The sequence below is a fragment of the Lysinibacillus sp. NPDC056185 genome (assembly GCF_047737915.1).
Lineage (GTDB): Bacteria > Bacillota > Bacilli > Bacillales_A > Planococcaceae > Lysinibacillus.
Window position 1 is genome coordinate 62,503 of sequence record NZ_JBLLLQ010000023.1, and the last position, 19,782, is coordinate 82,284.

Genomic DNA, 19,782 nt, shown 5'->3' on the forward strand with positions numbered 1-19,782 from the left:
TTATTTCGTTTAACTGCGGCAAACCATAATAGTAAATGTTGGAGTAGTAGTAAAGGTTAATTAGTTAACACAGCCAATCGTATTGTCTATTTGTAGGAATCAAGGACACTTCTTACCGATTTTATTTCCTTCATCGTAAAAGGAACTTGATTCTTTTAGCCACTCTGCCATCGCACGTGTATACATATAGCATCTGCTTCACACAAGTAGTGTAACAGATGAACTTGTTTCTGCTGTTGCAATCATGTCATAATTTATTACTATGATTGATTATTAACATTGTCAATGACAGTATCGAAGTCTTTATTGGAATCGACACTTTCAGTTATTGTAAAAACATAACCATCTGGATCTTCTATCGTTAATTCTTTTGCATTCCATGGTTGAACTGTCGGCTGTTGAATGATTTTCGTTTTATTTTCTAGTGCAGCCAGATAAATACTATGAATATTATTAGAGAAAACATTAATAATGACAGAGTTAGAAGTGCTGACTTCTTCATCCTTTAATAACATTAAATCTTGATACTTGGCTCCTCTCAAATGTGTCATGGAAGTTGTTCCGTTCGCATCTGGAAAATCAAATACCGAATTGAAATTGAGTACGTTTGCATACCATTCCTTTGATTTTTCAATATTGCTTACTTTTAGCTTTACGAATAAGGGCATTTGATAAAATTCATTCATGTTCATTTCCTCCTTTAGGTTCATACAAACTAACCATAAAGGCTTACGTTGCGTTAAAGTCAATACAAAAAGTTATAGGTTTGAAATTCTAAATTTAAGGTGCCTAGTTTACTTTGTTCCAAGATTGTAATTGTAGTAATTCATTGCTTTAAAGCGTTAATTATTTCCTGAAAAACGTAAAAAATAACAGTTAGTTGGTTGACAAATATTTCTAAAGTGTGATAATCTTCAAGAACACTATAACAATCTTAAGTAGAGGAGGGCATGACGATGTTAATTTTACCAGTATCATATCAAAGCACAACTGCATACATTGTCCATGTCTTCTAACTTTTTTATTTTGCGTTGCAAATAAAGGGCATGGGTAACTCCTGACCTTTTATGAAGAGACACATGCTCTTTTTTTGGGTATGTGTCTTTTTTGTTGCAAAAAAGGGTTGTAGTGACAATGAAAAAGGAGTGCATGTGTATGCGAAACAAAGTACAAAAAATGATTTTCATCAAGGTATTTCTGGATAGTGGGTAGCACAGCTTTAACAGCACTAGAGAAAGAAGGTTATAACGTATGTTTGATGTTTTAAGTAAATTAGGCTGGTTTTTTAAGAAATATTGGAAGCAATATTCTATAGCTGTCGTGCTATTAATGATTGCGAGTGGCTTAGAAGTTGTTCCACCGTATTTACTAGGGTCAATTATTGATATATTGACTGCTGGAGAAATGACACCAGCTATTTTAACGAAGTATATTTTGATTTTCGTGTGTATCATTATTGGGGGTTATGCCCTTAATTTTGTGTGGCAATTCAGATTATTTGAAGGGGCTATTAACTTAGAGAAAATTTTACGTCGAAACCTTATGCAGCATTTTTTGCGCATGACACCGACGTTTTATGAAAAAAATCGTACCGGGGATTTAATGGCACGTGCGACGAATGATTTAAACGCAGTGTCGTTGACCGCTGGGTTCGGAATTATGACATTGGTTGATTCCACAATCTACATGGGCTTTATTATTTTTGCCATGGGTTTTATGATTTCGTGGAAGCTTACTTTTTTTGCAATGCTGCCAGTACCGATCATGGCTATCCTTATTCAATATTTAGGGAAGATTGTGCACGAACGCTATATGAAGGCGCAGGATGTTTTTGGAGAGCTGAATGATAGTGTTCTAGAGTCGGTTGCAGGTGTGCGGGTTGTACGGGCATACGTACAAGAAAAAAAGGACGAAACAAATTTTGCAGAGATGAGCGAGATTGTGTATGAAAAAAATATGCATACCGCAAAAATTAACGCCTTATTTGGACCGATTACAAAGGTCGGTACGGGGATTAGTTATGTTGTAGCGCTTGGCTATGGTGCTCATTTAGTAGCAACAGAGGCTATGACAGTTGGGCAGCTTGTAACGTTCAATGTTTACTTGGGGCTAGCAGTTTGGCCAATATTTGCAATTGGGGAACTTATCAATGTGATGCAACAAGGTAACGCTTCTCTTGATCGTGTACAAGAAACGCTAAACTATGAGGCGGACGTTCGGAATATTGCGAATCCACGAATGATTTCGACACCAAGTGCAATTGGCTTTGATGATTTAACATTCCAATATCCAATGAGTCAGGTGAAAAATCTCCAGGAAATTTCGCTGTCATTGAAAAAGGGGCAAACACTTGGAATTGTTGGTAAAACAGGAGCGGGTAAAACGACCTTCTTACGACAATTATTACGCGAGTATCCAATCGGCGAAGGACAGCTATCGATTGATGGAGTCGATATTACTGCACAAACGAAGGAGCAGTTACTCGACTGGATTGGTTATGTTCCACAGGATCATGTTCTATTCTCACGTACTATTCGTGAAAATATTTTATTTGGGAAAGAGGATGCTACACAGTCTGAGTTGCAGCAGGCGGTTCGTGCAGCATACTTTGAAAAGGATTTAAAAAATTTACCAATGGGTCTTGAGACACTTGTTGGTGAAAAAGGTGTATCTCTTTCAGGTGGTCAAAAGCAACGTGTTTCAATTGCGCGTGCTCTTATTAAAGACCCTGAAATTTTAATGCTTGATGACTCGCTTTCTGCTGTAGACGCCAAAACAGAGGCAAGAATTATTGAGAATATACAGCGAGAACGACAAGACAAAACGACGATTATTACAACGCATCGTTTATCAGGAATTCAGCACGCCGATTTAATTATCGTGCTAGATGAAGGTCAAATTGTAGAGCAGGGAACACATGAGCAGCTTCTTTCACAACAAGGATGGTATAAAGAGCAATTTGACCGTCAGCAGCTAGAAGGAGGTGCCTCATGAGTACGAGTCAACGTTTAACACGCTATGCAATGTATTTTAAAAAACCGATACTACTTGGACTATTTTTCTTAACAATCGCCGTCTTTACGGAGCTTGTTGGGCCGTTTATTGCGAAGCATATCATTGATAATTACATGACAATTGGCCACATTGAATTAAAACCAATTACTTGGCTATTAGTTGTCTATTTACTTTTAGCAATAGCTACAGCTGTTTTACGCTATTTTATGTATATCTATTTACAAATGGGTGCCAACCGTGTTGTACAAAAATTACGTAAGGATGTATTTGAGCATATTCAAACATTGCCAATTCAATACTTCGATAATTTACCAGCAGGGAAAATTGTAGCCCGTGTCACGAATGATACCGAGGCTGTTCGTAATTTATATGTTCAAGTACTTTCAAACTTCGTTACGAGTTTAATTTCTATTGTAGGTGTTTATATCGCACTCTTCATTTTAAATTGGAAAATGGCATTCCTAGCGTTGACTATGGTACCAATCGTTTATTTATGGATGATTTTATACCGTAAAGTTGCTGCGAAATATAATGATGTTATTAGAACGAAAATAGCCGATATTAACGCAATGATTAATGAATCGATTCAAGGGATGACGATTATTCAAGCATTCCGCCGTGAACAGCAAATGACGAAGGAATTTGATGACATGAATAATGAGCATTATGCGTATGAACGCAAGCTGCTTTTCCTTGATTCGGCAACGTCCTTTAACCTTGTTAATGCATTAAGACTTACGATGTTTACTATTTTTATTATCTACTTTGGTACACAGTCATTTACGGCAACGGAAGTTATTTCTGCGGGGACATTATATGCCTTTGTTGATTATTTAACGAGATTATTTAATCCGATCACGAATATCGTCAATCAATTTTCTCAGCTTGAGCGCTCACTTGTAGCAGGAAAGCGTGTCTTTGAGGTGTTAGATATTAACGGGGAGCCGGTATCTGAAAAAAGTTTACCTCGATATAAAGGAAATGTGGTGTTCGAAGATGTTTCCTTTGCTTATAAAAATGATGAATACGTATTGAAAAACCTTTCATTTGAAGCACACCAAGGTGAAACCATTGCCTTAGTTGGTCATACAGGATCTGGGAAAAGTTCTATTATGAACTTATTGTTCCGTTTCTATGACCCATCTAAAGGGAAAATTACGATTGATGGAATTGATATCACTTCGGTTCCTCGTCAAACAATGCGTGAACATATGGGCATTGTTCTACAGGATCCATACTTATTTACAGGCACTATTGCTTCGAACGTTAGCCTGAATAATCCTAAAATTTCACGTGAAAAAATAGAAACCTCATTAAAAGCTGTTGGCGGGGAACGTGTTTTAGTGAACTTGCCAAATGGCTATGATGAGCCTGTTATTGAGAAGGGAAGCACACTATCGTCTGGGCAGCGTCAGTTAATTTCCTTTGCGCGTGCGCTTGCCTTTGACCCGGCTATTTTAATTTTAGATGAGGCTACTTCTAATATCGATACGGAAACAGAGGAGATTATTCAGCATGCGATGGATGTACTAAAAAAAGGACGTACAACATTCATTATCGCTCACCGACTTTCTACTATTAAAAATGCAGATCGTATTCTTGTCTTAGATCGAGGTAAGATTGTTGAGCGTGGCACACATGATGAGTTATTAGCGCAGGGCGGCATTTACGAAAAAATGTATCAAATGCAGGCGAATTCATTGCAATAAAATAAATGAAGCCCCACTCTATGAAAAAAGTGGGGCTTTCTATTTAAGATTTTACATTTTTAAAGACATTGACAACAAAGAACAGCACTGAAATTGCTACTGCGATACCGCCACCAGATACAAAGAGTTCAAATAACCAGCGCGGTACATCTATATAAACCATCATCATACCGACTAAGAGGAACGGCAATCCAATATTGTAAAACCAAAATTGTGCTTTGGCTAATCCTGTCTCGGCGGCATCTTTATATACGGAATAAATTAAACCGATTAAACCAGTTGTTAGCCAACCTACTACACCAATATGTGCATGTGTCGCCTTCCATTCGAGTTGAATTGTATAATGCATAAACAGTCCAAAGGCCAAAACAATCACTAAATATAAAACTGAAATCTTTATCCATTTAGCACCCATTTATAAAACAACTCCTTTCCCGAAATGATTTAGCTAGCTATTACAGTTTATTCTTGTCGAATAAAAAAGATGACACATTATTCTTTGTAAAATAAAAAAGTGTTTTATTGTAAAATGCTAATTTTTTCCGTAGAATAAAAGCGTGAAAAGTAGAAATTTGCCAATTGGAGGGTCTATGAAAAAGAAAATTAATTTTTTAATAATGATTTTAATGGTCTGTTACTCGACCATCATCTTTCCTGAGAAGGCAGGTGCTAGTGAGCAAATGATGACAACAAAAGTGAATAGCATTATTGCGAAGAATTGGAAGAACAACGAGTACAGCATTACCGTACGAGATATAGAAACAGGGAAAGTGCTCTACAATAATAATGGAGACAAAATGATACGTCCTGCTTCTACGCATAAGCTTTTAGTTAGTGCCGCTGCATTGGATTTATTAGGACCTGATTATCGCTTTGCTACGAAGACATATGTCGATGGATCAATTGAAGATGGTGTACTATACGGTAATATTTATTTACAGGGCGGGGGAGATCCAACGCTTTTACCTAGTCATTTAGAGTCATTCGCCAATGGCCTGAAAAAAATGGGTATCTCTAAAATTACGGGTTCTTTAATCGGGGATGATACTTGGTTTGATGAAGATCGCTTACCGAAGGGTATTGTACCTCAAGAAGAGGATCAACCTTATGCTTCACGTATTTCAGCGTTAACGATTTCGCCAAATGATCAATATGATATTGCAAATGTGCAAGTGAAAGTGACAGGCTCAAAGGTTGGCACTACGGCTAATGTTCAGCTTGTTCCGTTTGCAAGTACTATCCCGGTTGTTAACAAAACAAAAATTGTTAAAAAGGGCGAGAAAAGTACTGTAAAAATTACAAGAGAATATGGTACAGATCGAATCATTGTAACGGGTAACTTACCAGCAGGTTCACAGAAAAGTACATATGTAACTGTCTTTAATCCAACCTTATATACACTCGATGTATTTCGGGAAAAATTAGTAGCAAAAGGTATCCAAACAATGCCTCTTGAACCAGGGAAGGTACCTGAAAATGCACAGCGAGTAGGTATTTCGTATTCAAAGCCATTAACTGATATTAACTTTAAATATTTAAAGCTAAGCATTAATGGCATGGGTGATATGTTGACAAAACAACTTGGACGAGAGCGACTCGGGGAAGGAAGCTGGTCGGCTGGCATCCAAGCAATTCGTACATATGGTAGTGATAATGGGCTTACTATGGATCAGTGGTATTTTGAAGACGGTTCAGGTTTAAGTCATCAAAATCGAGTTAATAGTATGCAAGAAAGTCTATTATTATATAAAGTTCGAAGTAAATCCTGGTATAACTCATATTTAGATGCATTACCGCATGCAGGAAGAAAGGGTAGCCTTGTTGGTGCGACTTTAGAAAATCGTATGAAGGGCTATAGTGTATCTGCTAAAACAGGCTATATTTCTGGAACATATTCTTTAAGTGGTTATGTAAAAGGAAAAAGTGGCAAGTGGTATATCTTTAGTATTTTGACACAGGCCAATAAAACTTCAGCTATCCCAACTATTGATGAAATTGTTAAACAGATTGCAAATGAAATGTAAGCTTAATTACTTGTATTAGCATGTGCAAAGACGATAAAGGTAAAAATCTCGGTAGTTCGCTTTTGTGATGATGAAAAAGCTATTCTACAAAACAATAAGCTATTTTTAAGAGGCTGGGACAAATGTGTTTCAGCAAACAAAAATACCGAACTATCCAATGAAACTCTCATGAAGTGTTTCGGAATAGTTCGGTTTTTCTATTTATCGTGTTTTGTTAATTTAGAGATTATTCGGCTTTATGAAGGAACCATTTAGTTATGTCCCAGCCCCTTTTACGATACAGGTTAGTTCAATATTTATGATTTGCATTGTTCTAGAAAAAGATTAACCATATAGATCACACCTCACTCTATTTTGTTATAATTAACAAAAAAGGGGGATATTATATGAAATTAACCGTTTTAGTAGATAATAACACTTTCATTGATCGCTATTTTTTAGGGGAACCTGGGCTTTCTTTTTTTATTGAAGAGGATGATAAACGTATCCTTTTTGATACCGGATATTCTGATGTCTTTATAAAGAATGCGGATAAAATGAGAATTGATTTAAGAAATCTCGATTATGTTGTTTTGTCGCATGGGCATGTGGATCATACATGGGGACTGACGCATTTAATTAGACTACATATGGAAGCAAAAAATGAAGAAATACGCCACAATACGCCTAAAATTATTGGGCATCCATTGGTTTTTAACACTAAACTATTTGATCCTGTAGGAGAGATAGGGAGTATCTTATCTCATGAAAAGTTAAGTAGACACTTTCCAGTCCGACTAACTAAAGAACCATTATGGCTAACAGATCGACTAGTATTTCTAGGGGAAATTAAAAGAGTATTTGATTTTGAAGGAAAAGATTCTATAGGGCAAGTTGTGACAGATCAAGGGAGTGTTAACGACTTCGTTTTAGATGATACAGCAATCGTTTATAAATCTTCGGAAGGGTTAGTTATTATCGTTGGATGTGCACATTCTGGGATATGTAACATTATAGAATATGCCAAAGAGGTATGTCAGGAAGAGAGAGTAGTTGATATTATTGGAGGATTTCACCTATTAAATCCGACGAAAGAGCAGTTAGATAATACAGTTCATTATATAAAAAATCTTAAACCTGCTAAGCTTCATGCTTGCCATTGTACAGATTTATACTCTAAAATAGCTCTTTCGACAGTTGCTAATTTAGGAGAAGTTGGAGTAGGATTACAACTTTCATATCTATAGTTTTAACTTAGTTAGCTAATAAAAGCATGAGTTAAGATACAGCTACTTAAGTCGAATTTACTTATTAAAAGAGGGCTATTCTCGACTTTTCGACAATCCACACAATACTCCATCACACACAATCTAAGAGCTTGTGCGCAAAAACACACAAGCTCTTTTGTTATGCTTCACCTAAATTTATCCTTCTTTATCGTAAGTGTTCCTTGTAAGATTGAGCTTTGGCATATAAGTACCTCCACCTGCTACCATTTTCTTTGTTTCAACATCATAAATTGAATATCTACCTCTAAATTCTTTGTCTGTGTCTTTAAAGGAATAAAAGAAATAAACTTGCCGATCAGGGCTAACAGTCTGCTGGTAGTTAATATCTATATCAGGGTAGGTACGAAGAATATTTCCATCAAAAGTTATATAATTTAATCCTTCTATCTCATTAAACAATAACTTTTTTCTAATATTTACAGATGCATCAGGCATTTCTTTAAAAAGAGCAGTATCCAAATCTCTTTGCTGTTGCTGTTGCTTGGGCTTCTGCTTAAATCTTTGATAAAACTCCTGATGTACAGGATACTTTAGATCTCTTAATGCCTGGTAAAATTCATCTACAGTTTCATCAAAAACTTTTTCCTTATTTGCAGGATGTAAATATTCAATTTTATCTGAAGATGTAGTTTGTGAATAAACAGGATTTCCTAATAACATGGAAAGACTGAACGAAAATATAAACGTATACAAACTAATTAAGAATAGATTTTTCATTTAGGGTACGTTACTCCTTTTTAGAAGTAACGTACCCTAAATCTTCTTTAACTATCCTGCGCCGTTAGTAAAAAAGCGTTTCAATTTATTATAGAAACGCCCGTTAATTTAACAATACATTATTCATTTGGATTAAATTCAATTGATTTTGCTTGATACATTATATCCTTAAACATATACGTAATTTGAATATCCCCTATACTCCCTCCAGCTGGGGAAATTTGACCTCCAATTTTCGCAATAAGTTGATTGTCATTTATTTCAAAGTTGATAAGATTGCCAAAGTATATATCAGGAAATAAATGTTCAGGTTCAATTTTTAAAGGTTTAACATTAATTGTGAATTTTTTCTCTCCGATACTAATAATGGCTTTGTTAGGTGATAATTCAGTCTTTACGTTTTTTAACACTATAGCAATCGGGTTATCAACAAGCACTTCAACTGGTACTTCAACAAGCTCGTTTTTTATTCTTTGATTCTGGATATGGAAAACGTGAACTTCTCGTTCTAATATTCCAGTACCAGTACCCTTGGTTAAAATTATGATTAACTCATTTTTTCCATCTTTATTGATATCCTCATAGATAATTTGAGGTAACCAAGTAGGACTTGTTGTATTTATCCAATAAGGTCTTGTAAGGACACCACCTTTAAAAAAAATTTTAAAATCTGTATATGCTTCATTCATCTTTTTAACACAGAGGGTAATATCTGCTTTATTAGATTTTGTAATTTCCTCATATTCATTTATCATCGCTTTAGTTTTTGATAAAACGACAAAAAGAGAAATGGCAATAATTAATATAAGAACTTTTTTCATTAAGAAAACACCTCATATTAGTGTTCTCTATAACTGACTGTTCATTCCAGGAAACAGAAAAAGGCTCTACTCCTTATTGAAGTAAAGCCCTCGTTGGTTGAATAAAAAATTTTAAATCTTTAGCTTTAAACCTTCGTGCGTTGCTTTAAAACCTAACCGTTCATAAAACCTTAACGCATCTGGTCTTTTTTTATCAGTTGTCAGTTGTACCAAATGACAACCACGTTCTTCTGCACGTTGAATTGCCCATTTTATTAGTTCAGTACCTACACCCATTCCTCTTACAGAAGCAGCTGTTCTCACTCCTTCAATAGTAGCTCTCCATCCACCTTGATGTGTTATATAAGGAGTAAAAGTAATTTGTTGTACCCCAATCACTTCATTGCCGTCACAAGCCACTACTAACTCATTATTGGGGTCAGATGTTATAGCCTCAAATGCTTTTATGTAACTATTAGGAAGTGGATGCTCATAACGCTCACGTTTACTTCCCAAAACATCATCTGCAAGCATTGCAATAATGCAATCTAAATCTTTTTCAGTAGCCATTCTGAACCTTATTTCTGTATTCATCCAAATCCTCCTCTTATTAGTAATCCTATTATTAATTTCAATGCTAACTGAATCCGCAACATAAGAAAAGCCGAACTAATCAAAATTAGTTCAGCTTAAAAATAGCATATTATAATTTTGCACATTGTATACAGGATCATGAAATATTAAGTGCATCACTTTAACTCTTGACTTTTAATAAAATGTAAAGCTGTCTTGAGCCTTTTACTATTGTTATTTTATTTCTTTAGCAAATGTTTTGTAACGAAAGTGAAATGTCAGCTACAAAAGTTTCCATCTTGTATAAAAGAATCAAATAAGGTTTATTGTCATATGCTGACACTAAATAAATGAGGGGGTATGTACAATTCAAGGAATAGAATGTCGTGCATTTAGTAAATACTAGTGTACGTCTTTTTTTCGTCCAATATGCATATAATTAGACTATATAAACTTTTTTCCAACTTCAAACGTCAAATGTAGGGGCAAATTTTTTGGCAAGAGAGGACTTATGTATGGAAAAAAATATGAAACGCTCTAAGGAAAAAAAGAGCAAGAAGAAAATTTGGCTATGGATAGTAGGTAGTTTATTAACAATTTTTTTAATTTTTATAGGTACTGCTTATTATACAATCCAAAAAACGATGAATAAAATAAATACACCCTTAATTGAAACGACAGGTGATGAAAATAAAGAACAAAAAATAGTTACGAAAAAAGATCCGTTTTCTGTGTTAATGCTTGGGGTGGATGAACGTAAAAATGATAGTGGCCGTTCAGACACGATGATCGTCATTACCGTGAATCCTGAAAAACACACGATGAAGATGCTCAGCATACCTCGAGATACTCGTACAGAAATTATTGGACATAATTCCGTCGATAAAATCAACCATGCCTATGCATTTGGAGGCGTTCCAATGGCGGTGAATACGGTGGAGCATTTTTTAGATATACCAATAGATTATTATGTGTTTGTTAATATGGAAGGCTTCCTGCAAATTATAGACACGATTGGTGGGGTTACAATTGATAACGACATGGATTTAACTTATAACGCCTACCATTATCCGAAGGGTGAGATCACTTTAGACGGTGATAAGGCACTGATTTTTTCACGTATTCGTTATGAAGATCCCCGTGGTGATTTTGGTCGTCAAATTCGACAACGTCAAATTATTGAAGCGGTTCTGAAAAAAGCCTCTTCGACACCTTCTATATTATTAAAGGCTACAGATATGCTTGATGTAGTAGGAGATAATGTTCGTATGAATTTTACGATGAAGGACTTAATCCAATTACAAAGTATTTATAAAAAAATGGATGGTAATATTGATCAGTTATCATTTAAAGAGGGAAATGGCAAAAAGATTGACCATATATGGTATTTCATCCCTGAAGAGACAGAGCTAGAAAAAATAAAATCGGAATTAAAAGCAAGTTTGCAATAAATACTTTGGAGTGACCACTTGAGTAAGATAGCTGTAAATTTATTGACAATGAAAGGAGGGAGATCAATGAATGGGAGGACCCAGGTGCTTAGGTATACAGCTCTAAACAATTGCATGCAAAGCTATGTACCTAAGCGTAAGGTTCAAAAAAGTCGAGTCAGTTCAGCTATGCGACATTTACAACTATTGTGTTTGAAAATTTTTATGTAAAAAATAAAAAAATCATTCAGGTAGGGTGCATGCCTAGTTGAATGGTTTTTTTAATTTTTTCAGTAGGTGTCCAAACACGCTGAAATAGAGGAACTCAGTTTAAGAACGACATCGTGTATGCCCTCATGTAGCCTGAACACAAAGCCGATTCCGGACGTGTATGCCGCGGCATAATTGATTTCGGACCACATGTTTGAAAAGTCAGAAAATTGATGTATAATTTTATTAGAAATGGTTGAGGGAGTGATTGTGTTGATTATAGGCACACTTTTATTAGTAGTTGCCTTACGTGCAGGTATTGGTTTAGCGGTCGACTTAATTAATAGCAGCATCACTCTATTACGCAAAGTAACCATTCATACTCGAAAAACAAAAGAATAGGATGCATCTAGGCAAAGTTATAAAGTAACTTTGTCTATTTTTGTGGCACATAATCAAATTTAGGGATGGCATTTGTTAAAACGTAGGAGCTTATTTAGCACCGACCGGATTTGTTTCTTTTGGACCTATGCAGATCTTGTGTTGACCTGATCAGTTTTCTATTTAACCTAAGCGTTTCCTTTTGGACTGCAGCGTCATAGATGAGGAGCTCAAGAGAAGTAGATTTTCCGACGCCCGTGGGAAAGCCTCCAGTCGGAACAGAAATCAACCTCACGTTATGCCGATGAGTCATTTTGGTGAACTTGGAACAATTTATGTGATTAATTCGTCATTATACTGTAGAAAATGTTATACTATAAAAAAACAGTATCGGGGAATGAGCATGCAAGAAGAGAAATCAAGTTTCAAAAAAGAATTAATATCTTATCTTAAAATTATTGTGATTACAGCTATAGTTGTTTTGGGCTGTAAGCAATTCTTATTTGCACCGATTAAAGTGCAAGGTGCTTCTATGTACCCAACTTATCATGATAAAGATATTATTATTGTAAGTAAAATGAGCAAAATTGAACGCTTTGATCAAATTGTTTTTCAATCACCAACAGAAGATGAACTTTATATTAAACGAGTGATTGGCCTGCCAGGTGATACAGTTGAAATGAAAGACGATATTTTGTATGTAAATGGCAAAGCTTATAAAGAAGATTATGTGAATCGTCAAACAGATGATCCTAATCAATTACGTATTACAGAGAATTTCACGTTAGAGCAATTATTAAATGAAAAAAAGGTTCCTGAGGGTATGTATTTTGTACTGGGGGACAACCGTTTGAAAAGTTCTGATAGCCGCCATTATGGCTTAATTTCTAAAGATGCCATCTATGGTGAAGCTAAATTAACAATATATCCGTTTAGTCGTTTCCATATCGGTCCAAAATAAAATAAATTGGAATTTCAGTGAAAAAAGAGGCAGCCTTGAGTTGCATCTTTTTTCACTTTTTTAGTTGGATGATATTTCTTTACAAACTTTATAAGCGGGGTAATAGACACAAACTGTTGAATTTTCAACTGTTTCTCTTATGGGGATTTGCTGTTTGCTGAGACTAGGAGAAATGATTGCTTGTTTATCGAGTGAGAGCTCTTCTATTACTGGTTCTACACCATAAAACAACAATAAAAAATAGCATACTAAACCTAATATACGCAAACAATCACCTCGCAATGTTCTGTTATATTAGTATGTATGGTCAAACTTAAAAAAATATAAGTAAAATCTAAAATTTCTCTCTTTTGAAATGATTTTTTATTCGGTAAGCGTTTGCATTTCAATGATTGAAAGGCTATAGTGAACCGATTTTATGAAATAAATGTTGTCATGCAAAATTCAATATGCTACTATAGCTAACGTAAATATTTGATCTGTATAACCTCAATGATATGGATTGAGGGTCTCTACCAGGAACCATAAAATCCTGACTACAAAAATTTTGCTTTATTTTTGTAGTCAGGATTTTTTTTATTCTCCCTACAAAAATGAAAGTGTAACAGAAGGGTGATTACTATGAATTGGAGAGTATATATTCTTGCCGTTACTACCTTTGCGGTAGGATTGGTGGAATTAATTGTAGGTGGTATATTACCAACAATTGCAGAGGATTTAAATGTGTCCTTAGCAACTGCAGGACAATTAATTACAATCTTTGCTCTTGTCTATGCAATATCTGCGCCTGTCCTTTTATCATTAACCGCAAAAGTGGAAAGGAAGCGCCTTTATCTTATTTCTTTATTTATTTTTACTTTAGGGAATCTGATGACTTATTTTAGTACGACATTCTCGATCGTCATGATTGCTAGAATTTTCACAGCAATGAGTACTGCATTGGTCATCGTTTTATCCTTAACGATTACAACAAAAATTGTTGAACCAAGACATCGTGCGAAAGCTTTAGGGCTTGTGTTCATGGGTGTCAGTTCTGCACTTGTCATCGGTGTGCCAATGGGGATATTTGTGGCAGAAGCATTTGGATGGCGAGCTGTGTTCTTAGGAATAGCGCTTCTTTCAACTGTATCTATGATTCTTATTGCGTTACTACTGGAAAAAATGCCAGTTGTAGAAGTTGTCCCATTAAAGGCTCAAATGAAATCATTAGCCAATTTAAAAATCTTAAGTGCACAATTGATAACACTATTTATGCTGGCTGGTCACTATATGCTTTACGCATATTTAACACCATTTTTAGTAGAAGCATTTGATATGAGTGCCTCTTGGATTAGTATCTGTTATCTAATCTTCGGAATAGCGTCTGTCAGTGGGAATGCTCTAGGTGGTTGGCTAGGTGACAAAATTGGTACTGGTAAAGCCATTCTATTGATTGTATCTACCTTCGCCGTTGTATTATTGAGTATTCCTTACACGATTGTTGCGTTGCCACTCTTTTTAGTCGTAACAATTTTATGGGGTGCACTTAGCTGGGCTCTTACACCTCCATTACAAAATTATTTAATACAAACTGATCCAAAAACATCTGATATTCAACAAAGCTTAAATACGGCTGCATTACAAATCGGTATATCTATAGGTTCAGCTGTTGGTGGAGCTATGTTTACTGTTACAGGATCTGCTATGCATTTATCTAGCTTCGGTGTCATTTTAGTTTTATGTGCGCTAGGCTGTGCTATTTTCTCTCTAAAAAGAGCGCCAGTTTCAAATGAGGCTGAGCTAGAGCTGAAATCGGCTCACAACAACTCATAGTCTAGAGTGGCTCATCGGATGCCCCCAGGAAGCTCTGCTCTGCGCGAAAGCGAAGCGTCAGCGGCAAAGCGCCCAGCCGGAACGGAAATCAGCCACTCCTTATGGTGATGAACTTTTATAATGGAGTTTTTTTGGTTGAATATCCAGGAAATGCTGCCTAAAAAGAAGGACAATTATATAGGGAGATAGAATGTAAGTTTAGAGGAGGTTGGTAAATACATGCAGATAGATTTAACAGAATTCAAAGGATCAAATGTGAAAGTTGTCGCAACGATTGACCAGACGCTTTACCGAAATGTGGGTGCTATTATTTTATATGAAGAGGATTCACACACTTTATCTGTACGAAAACTAAAACGAAAAATCGCTGATCAATATATACCAACAGATGAACTCGAAAACTTTATGTTTGATTCTCAAGCGGATGCTATAAAATTTACTCATAAGCTTACTAGAATGAGTGCACTCGATTATTTGTTAGTCGCAAATAAAACAATAAAATAACGGCAAGACTGGCCTATTGGGAGTCTATGCATATGACGAAGGGCATTTGGAGTAGCCATACTCCAAATGTCTTTTTTTGTGCTCACATTGGCCTTAATGGTCATCACGAATTTCTACAGTGCAGATGAAGAAGCCCCACTGATTCAAGGTTCACTTTATATTATATTTTCATCTATAAACAAATATTTAATTTCTATATCGATTATTATCATACTGGAATAGGGCAAGGAATAGATTGTTGTAGTTAAAGTATTTTAGGGGCTCGAGTAGATAGAGAGTCTGATGATTCAATACTATTTTTAGGATATATAAGTTTCTCTCTGCCTAAGATAGATAATTCAAAGGGGTCTACTGTTGGGAATCTAACTTATTAACTAATAACAGTATTTTCTCCTGAATTCAGTCAGTGAGAAGGAATTCGGGACAGGATGGCTGCTGTGAGTTACTTAATAATTTCAAATGGAGGGGGAATCGAATGTCAGACTATCATCAACAATCATCAGCTGAAGTTATGAAAAATTTGAACGTGACAGATCAAGGATTGAGTGATTATGACGTTCAAAAGAGGCAAGAAGTATACGGCTATAATGTATTAAAGGAAGGAAAAAAAACAAGTGCATTCGCCGTATTCTTTGGTCAGTTTAAAGATTTATTGGTCATTATTTTAATCATCGCTGCTTTCGTTTCATTTCTATTAGGGGAAGTAGGAAGCACGATTGTGATTATGGTTGTCGTTATATTGAACGCTATCCTAGGTACTGTACAGCATATAAAGGCAGAACAGTCTTTGGATAATTTAAAAGCCTTAACCTCTCCGATTGCCAAAGTAATGCGAAATAATCAGCTCATAGAGATTTCTTCAGAAGATATTGTCGTTGGAGATCTTCTGTATTTGGAATCTGGCGATTATATAAATGCAGATGGTAGATTATTAGAAAGCCATAATTTGCATATCAATGAAAGCTCGCTGACAGGTGAATCAATCGCTGTAGCGAAAAGTATCGATCCTATTAAGGAAGGCAATGTAACGGTTGCTGATAAAAGGAATATGGTGTACTCTGGAAGCTTTGTGACAACAGGTCGTGGTATTGTCATGGTTACAGCTATCGGGATGCAAACGGAAATCGGCAAAATTGCAAATTTACTCGATACTGCGAAAGAGAAGAAAACACCTTTACAAGTAAGTTTGGATCAGTTCGGAGAAAAATTAGCTTTAGGGATTACGTTAGTCTGTTTAGCCATTTTCGTGATTGACCTTGTTAGAGGGCGTGCGCTAGTAGAATCGTTTATGTTTGCTGTTTCACTTGCCGTCGCAGCAATTCCAGAAGCATTAAGTTCCATTGTTACCATTGTGCTAGCTTTTGGAACACAAAAAATGGCAAAGGAAAATGCCATTATTCGAAAGCTTTATGCTGTTGAAAGTCTTGGCAGTGTATCTGTCATTTGTTCAGATAAAACAGGAACATTAACTGAAAATAAAATGGTTGTACAAGAGTTATATGTGGATGAAAAAGTGATTCCACATGATCGGCTATACACTGGAAATGCAGTTGAGAAAGATCTTATGTTAAAGGCAATATTATGTAATGATGCTGTAGAAAGGGACGATAAGGAAATCGGTGATCCCACTGAGATTGCACTCGTAAAACTAGGGAAGCAATATGGTTTTGACGAATTACAGATAAGAGATCATTATCCAAGAGTGGCCGAAATCCCTTTTGATTCAGATAGAAAGCTCATGAGTACTGTAAATAATATCAATCAGCAATCTATCATGATTACAAAAGGAGCATTAGATGTCCTTCTCCCTAAAATTATAAAAATAAAAACTTCAAAAGGTATAGTTAATATTACAAAACAACAACGCCAAAAAATCGAAGCGGTAAATCGTGATTTTTCTATGAATGGGTTAAGGGTGCTAGCAGTTGCCTACAAAGAGGTAAAGGGAAATCAAGCAATTGATGCAAGAGCTGAAAAAGATTTAATCTTTGTTGGTTTAGTTGCGATGATGGATCCGCCAAGAGAAGAATCTAAAGGTGCTGTTGAAAAATGTATAAAAGCTGGGATCAAACCGGTGATGATTACAGGGGATCATAAAATTACGGCAACGGCTATTGCCAATCAAATCGGGATTTTAAATGATCCTTCTGAAGCGATTGAAGGGCATGAAATAGAAGGCCTAACAGATCAGCAGCTTCAAGAAAAGGTTAATGATTTTTCTGTTTATGCCCGAGTAACACCAGCTCAAAAAATTCGTATCGTTAAAGCGTGGCAGGAAAAAGGACATGTCGTCGCCATGACAGGAGATGGTGTTAATGATGGACCTGCCCTAAAACAGGCCGACATTGGCGTGGCAATGGGCGTTACTGGCACAGAGGTCGCTAAGGATGCCTCCTCTATGATACTAACAGATGATAATTTTTCAACGATTGTTAAGGCTATTGCAAACGGTAGGAGTATCTATACGAATATTAAAAACGCTATTTTGTTCTTATTATCTGGGAATGCAGGTGCCATTTTTGTTGTTTTATATGCAACAATTTTAGGTCTACCAGTTCCTTTTGCGGCTGTGCATCTATTATTTATTAACTTACTAACGGATAGTTTACCGGCGATTGCAATCGGTCTAGAGCCGAATAATAAAAAAACAATGAAGGACAAGCCCCGAAATATTCATACACCATTATTAAATAAAGCATTTACTACTCAAGTAGTACTCGAGGGATTACTAATTGCAATTTCGACAACTATTGCCTTTGAAATCGGATTGTCAACGGGAGATACTTTAACGGCGAGCACTATGGCATTTACAACATTATGCTTGTCACGATTAGTGCATGGCTTCAACTCTAGAGCTAAAGAATCGATCTTCGCCATTGGATTATTTTCGAATAAATATACTTGGCTTGCATTCTTAATCGGTTTTTTAAGTTTACACGCAGTACTGTTTATTCCAATGCTTACAAGTGTGTTTGAGGTTGCCACATTAAGTACCGCACAATTAGGCTTTATTTATAGCTTGTCTGTGCTACCGTTCCTTGTGAATCAGTGGTACAAGCTGTTGTTCGTAAGAAGGCGATAAGAAGGAAAAAACATAGAAGCTCTCGCTTTCAAACGAGAGCTTTTTAACATTACAGATTTCGCCTTTGGTAGCAAGAATCCCACTGACGTTAGTCAGCTTGCCCCTTTAGAGGGGAGTGTCAAAGTGTAGTAGGAGCTAGTAGCCAGCCTTTGTCGTTACTGAGTCGCACTAGCTTTGCGCCAAGTGTGGCATACCTCATATGAAGTTCTCCATATTTTGCAGTATGCTTCTTCTTAACAGATATTTCTAAAGCTTGACTAACTGAAATAAGTGAAGAAGCTATATTCATCGATAAAATGGTGCTAATTTCTGTATCATTAATAGCTTTTTTTCCTCGGATATTGCCCATTTTCAACTGTCTGTAGTCGATTGATGTAGTAGGGGCAAGCACCCCATTTTCCTTTAATAACACCGTTAGATGTTTATTTTCCTCTTTTAAACATTGCACAAAATCCACGATAATAGCTTTCAATTTTTTATCAATGGCGTGCTTAAAAAATGCATGATTTGAAGCTATATAGCCATGATTAACGCCGATCTGTGTCCATATCTTAAAAATTTCCTTATAGCGTAATGATGTTAGATTTCCATTCACCAATTCCATTGTTACACATCCTAACTCTCGTTCATTAATTATGAGATTAGGATGTGCTAATAAATGAAATTCTAATCATTTTTTACAATAAAAGGGTTGATGACGGTGAGTCGCTTCGTTTGCGCTCCAGGGTCTCATCTGTGACGCTGTAGTCCATGTGAAAACGATTAGCCAAGGACACGCTTAGGCCAAAGAGAAAACTGCTCGGGTCGATTCAAGATCTGCTTAGGTCTAAGAGAAAACTGATCAGGTCAGCCCGAAATCCGCTCAGGTCCTAGCGAAAACTGATCAGGTGTGGCCACCAATATCCGCTTTTTAACAAACATCATCCCAAACTTTGGCTGGTGAACTAGTGAAAGGTTTATTCCTTTAATTTCTTGCTTTTAAAGCTATTAATAGTTGTTTTTAATGCAGCAAAATTCCCAATAGCTGCATAACCATAAAAAAAGCCCATAAATATTCCTGCAATAAGATTATGTCTATGGCTAATAAAAATAGAAATAACCAAGCCAATAACAAGGGCGATCGCGGGAACATATTTAGGCTTAACATGCATAAACACCTTAATTAGCTGTGTAATAAGTAACACAGCTGGAACGGCTATTACAGCATCCCAAAAATTTGTATGGATCACTGGAAATAATTCCATTTTCTACACCTCTTTTAGTAATAACGAAGCTATGACTTAAAATATAGATTTT

17 protein-coding genes and 1 riboswitch are annotated in these 19,782 nt (G+C 35.9%); of the genes, 10 read left to right on the plus strand and 7 right to left on the minus strand.

What is annotated here, in order from left to right; translation table 11 throughout:
• Positions 1-260: 260 nt before the first annotated feature.
• A complete protein-coding gene (locus ACMZ42_RS19550; RefSeq protein WP_370083410.1) occupies positions 261-686 on the minus strand; it encodes a VOC family protein in 426 nt (141 codons plus the stop codon).
• A gap of 565 nt (positions 687-1,251) precedes the next feature.
• On the opposite strand from ACMZ42_RS19550, the gene ACMZ42_RS19555 reads away from it, so the two are divergent.
• The gene (locus tag ACMZ42_RS19555) at positions 1,252-2,994 is read left to right on the plus strand and encodes an ABC transporter ATP-binding protein (protein ID WP_370083411.1); all 1,743 of its coding nucleotides are present in this window, start codon (positions 1,252-1,254) and stop codon (positions 2,992-2,994) included.
• Positions 2,991-4,724, plus strand: coding sequence for an ABC transporter ATP-binding protein (locus tag ACMZ42_RS19560; RefSeq protein WP_415732458.1), 1,734 nt, complete (start codon positions 2,991-2,993; stop codon positions 4,722-4,724). The genes ACMZ42_RS19555 and ACMZ42_RS19560 overlap by 4 nt, the downstream gene beginning before the upstream one ends.
• A 43-nt stretch (positions 4,725-4,767) precedes the next feature.
• Here the strand turns inward: ACMZ42_RS19560 and ACMZ42_RS19565 are convergent, their stop codons facing one another.
• Positions 4,768-5,139: a hypothetical protein gene (locus ACMZ42_RS19565; RefSeq protein WP_370083413.1), complete on the minus strand. Its 372-nt coding sequence runs from the start codon at positions 5,137-5,139 to the stop codon at positions 4,768-4,770.
• A 175-nt stretch (positions 5,140-5,314) separates the two neighbouring features.
• Between ACMZ42_RS19565 and dacB the strand changes: the two genes are divergently transcribed.
• Together dacB and ACMZ42_RS19575 are read left to right on the plus strand one after the other, a co-directional pair.
• Positions 5,315-6,748 carry a D-alanyl-D-alanine carboxypeptidase/D-alanyl-D-alanine-endopeptidase gene (gene dacB, locus ACMZ42_RS19570; RefSeq protein WP_415732459.1) on the plus strand — a complete coding sequence of 478 codons (1,434 nt, stop codon included), beginning with the start codon at positions 5,315-5,317 and terminating at the stop codon, positions 6,746-6,748.
• A 386-nt stretch (positions 6,749-7,134) separates the two neighbouring features.
• A complete protein-coding gene (locus tag ACMZ42_RS19575) occupies positions 7,135-7,974 on the plus strand; it encodes an MBL fold metallo-hydrolase (protein ID WP_415732460.1) in 840 nt (279 codons plus the stop codon).
• Between the two features lie 177 nt (positions 7,975-8,151).
• Here the strand turns inward: ACMZ42_RS19575 and ACMZ42_RS19580 are convergent, their stop codons facing one another.
• The 3 genes from ACMZ42_RS19580 to ACMZ42_RS19590 form a co-directional block, all read right to left on the minus strand.
• Complete coding sequence (locus ACMZ42_RS19580) at positions 8,152-8,733, minus strand: hypothetical protein (RefSeq protein ID WP_415732461.1); 582 nt, start codon at positions 8,731-8,733, stop codon at positions 8,152-8,154.
• 119 nt (positions 8,734-8,852) lie between these two features.
• A complete protein-coding gene (locus ACMZ42_RS19585; RefSeq protein WP_415732462.1) occupies positions 8,853-9,554 on the minus strand; it encodes a hypothetical protein in 702 nt (233 codons plus the stop codon).
• 111 nt (positions 9,555-9,665) lie between these two features.
• A complete protein-coding gene (locus ACMZ42_RS19590; RefSeq protein ID WP_370081059.1) occupies positions 9,666-10,127 on the minus strand; it encodes a GNAT family N-acetyltransferase in 462 nt (153 codons plus the stop codon).
• 494 nt (positions 10,128-10,621) lie between these two features.
• Here ACMZ42_RS19590 and ACMZ42_RS19595 point away from each other — a divergent pair, with 494 nt between their 5' ends.
• The 6 genes from ACMZ42_RS19595 (at position 10,622) to ACMZ42_RS19620 (ending at position 18,486) form a co-directional block, all read left to right on the plus strand.
• A complete protein-coding gene (locus tag ACMZ42_RS19595; RefSeq protein ID WP_415732463.1) occupies positions 10,622-11,557 on the plus strand; it encodes an LCP family protein in 936 nt (311 codons plus the stop codon).
• Between the two features lie 462 nt (positions 11,558-12,019).
• Entirely contained in the window at positions 12,020-12,148 is a 129-nt protein-coding gene (locus ACMZ42_RS19600; protein ID WP_415732464.1) for a hypothetical protein, read from the plus strand.
• Between the two features lie 382 nt (positions 12,149-12,530).
• Positions 12,531-13,088 carry a signal peptidase I gene (gene lepB, locus ACMZ42_RS19605; RefSeq protein ID WP_370081065.1) on the plus strand — a complete coding sequence of 186 codons (558 nt, stop codon included), beginning with the start codon at positions 12,531-12,533 and terminating at the stop codon, positions 13,086-13,088.
• Between the two features lie 459 nt (positions 13,089-13,547).
• Positions 13,548-13,647: riboswitch (purine riboswitch) on the plus strand.
• Positions 13,648-13,709: 62 nt separating this feature from the next.
• Positions 13,710-14,900: an MFS transporter gene (locus tag ACMZ42_RS19610; protein ID WP_370081069.1), complete on the plus strand. Its 1,191-nt coding sequence runs from the start codon at positions 13,710-13,712 to the stop codon at positions 14,898-14,900.
• Positions 14,901-15,119: 219 nt separating this feature from the next.
• Positions 15,120-15,404: a hypothetical protein gene (locus ACMZ42_RS19615; protein ID WP_370081071.1), complete on the plus strand. Its 285-nt coding sequence runs from the start codon at positions 15,120-15,122 to the stop codon at positions 15,402-15,404.
• A gap of 475 nt (positions 15,405-15,879) precedes the next feature.
• Positions 15,880-18,486 (plus strand): cation-translocating P-type ATPase, encoded by a 2,607-nt coding sequence (locus tag ACMZ42_RS19620; RefSeq protein ID WP_402870487.1) that lies wholly within the window; start codon positions 15,880-15,882, stop codon positions 18,484-18,486.
• A 118-nt stretch (positions 18,487-18,604) separates the two neighbouring features.
• On the opposite strand, the gene ACMZ42_RS19625 is transcribed toward ACMZ42_RS19620, so the two are convergent.
• Both ACMZ42_RS19625 and ACMZ42_RS19630 read right to left on the minus strand, forming a co-directional pair.
• Positions 18,605-19,090 (minus strand): DUF3231 family protein, encoded by a 486-nt coding sequence (locus ACMZ42_RS19625; RefSeq protein ID WP_415732465.1) that lies wholly within the window; start codon positions 19,088-19,090, stop codon positions 18,605-18,607.
• Positions 19,091-19,442: 352 nt separating this feature from the next.
• Positions 19,443-19,730, minus strand: a complete 288-nt coding sequence (locus tag ACMZ42_RS19630) for a hypothetical protein (protein ID WP_370081077.1) — start codon at positions 19,728-19,730, stop codon at positions 19,443-19,445.
• Positions 19,731-19,782: the final 52 nt, after the last annotated feature.

What these genes read in the sequence shown, in the direction of transcription:
- ACMZ42_RS19615 (WP_370081071.1), top strand. Translation starts at nt 15,120, where the DNA reads ATGCAGATAGATTTAACAGAATTCAAAGGATCAAATGTGAAAGTTGTC.
- ACMZ42_RS19550 (WP_370083410.1), bottom strand. Translation starts at nt 686, where the DNA reads ATGAATGAATTTTATCAAATGCCCTTATTCGTAAAGCTAAAAGTAAGC.
- ACMZ42_RS19590 (WP_370081059.1), bottom strand. Translation starts at nt 10,127, where the DNA reads ATGAATACAGAAATAAGGTTCAGAATGGCTACTGAAAAAGATTTAGAT.
- ACMZ42_RS19625 (WP_415732465.1), bottom strand. Translation starts at nt 19,090, where the DNA reads ATGGAATTGGTGAATGGAAATCTAACATCATTACGCTATAAGGAAATT.
- dacB (WP_415732459.1), top strand. Translation starts at nt 5,315, where the DNA reads ATGAAAAAGAAAATTAATTTTTTAATAATGATTTTAATGGTCTGTTAC.
- ACMZ42_RS19610 (WP_370081069.1), top strand. Translation starts at nt 13,710, where the DNA reads ATGAATTGGAGAGTATATATTCTTGCCGTTACTACCTTTGCGGTAGGA.
- ACMZ42_RS19575 (WP_415732460.1), top strand. Translation starts at nt 7,135, where the DNA reads ATGAAATTAACCGTTTTAGTAGATAATAACACTTTCATTGATCGCTAT.
- ACMZ42_RS19595 (WP_415732463.1), top strand. Translation starts at nt 10,622, where the DNA reads ATGGAAAAAAATATGAAACGCTCTAAGGAAAAAAAGAGCAAGAAGAAA.
- ACMZ42_RS19585 (WP_415732462.1), bottom strand. Translation starts at nt 9,554, where the DNA reads ATGAAAAAAGTTCTTATATTAATTATTGCCATTTCTCTTTTTGTCGTT.
- ACMZ42_RS19560 (WP_415732458.1), top strand. Translation starts at nt 2,991, where the DNA reads ATGAGTACGAGTCAACGTTTAACACGCTATGCAATGTATTTTAAAAAA.
- lepB (WP_370081065.1), top strand. Translation starts at nt 12,531, where the DNA reads ATGCAAGAAGAGAAATCAAGTTTCAAAAAAGAATTAATATCTTATCTT.
- ACMZ42_RS19555 (WP_370083411.1), top strand. Translation starts at nt 1,252, where the DNA reads ATGTTTGATGTTTTAAGTAAATTAGGCTGGTTTTTTAAGAAATATTGG.
- ACMZ42_RS19620 (WP_402870487.1), top strand. Translation starts at nt 15,880, where the DNA reads ATGTCAGACTATCATCAACAATCATCAGCTGAAGTTATGAAAAATTTG.
- ACMZ42_RS19580 (WP_415732461.1), bottom strand. Translation starts at nt 8,733, where the DNA reads ATGAAAAATCTATTCTTAATTAGTTTGTATACGTTTATATTTTCGTTC.
- ACMZ42_RS19630 (WP_370081077.1), bottom strand. Translation starts at nt 19,730, where the DNA reads ATGGAATTATTTCCAGTGATCCATACAAATTTTTGGGATGCTGTAATA.
- ACMZ42_RS19565 (WP_370083413.1), bottom strand. Translation starts at nt 5,139, where the DNA reads ATGGGTGCTAAATGGATAAAGATTTCAGTTTTATATTTAGTGATTGTT.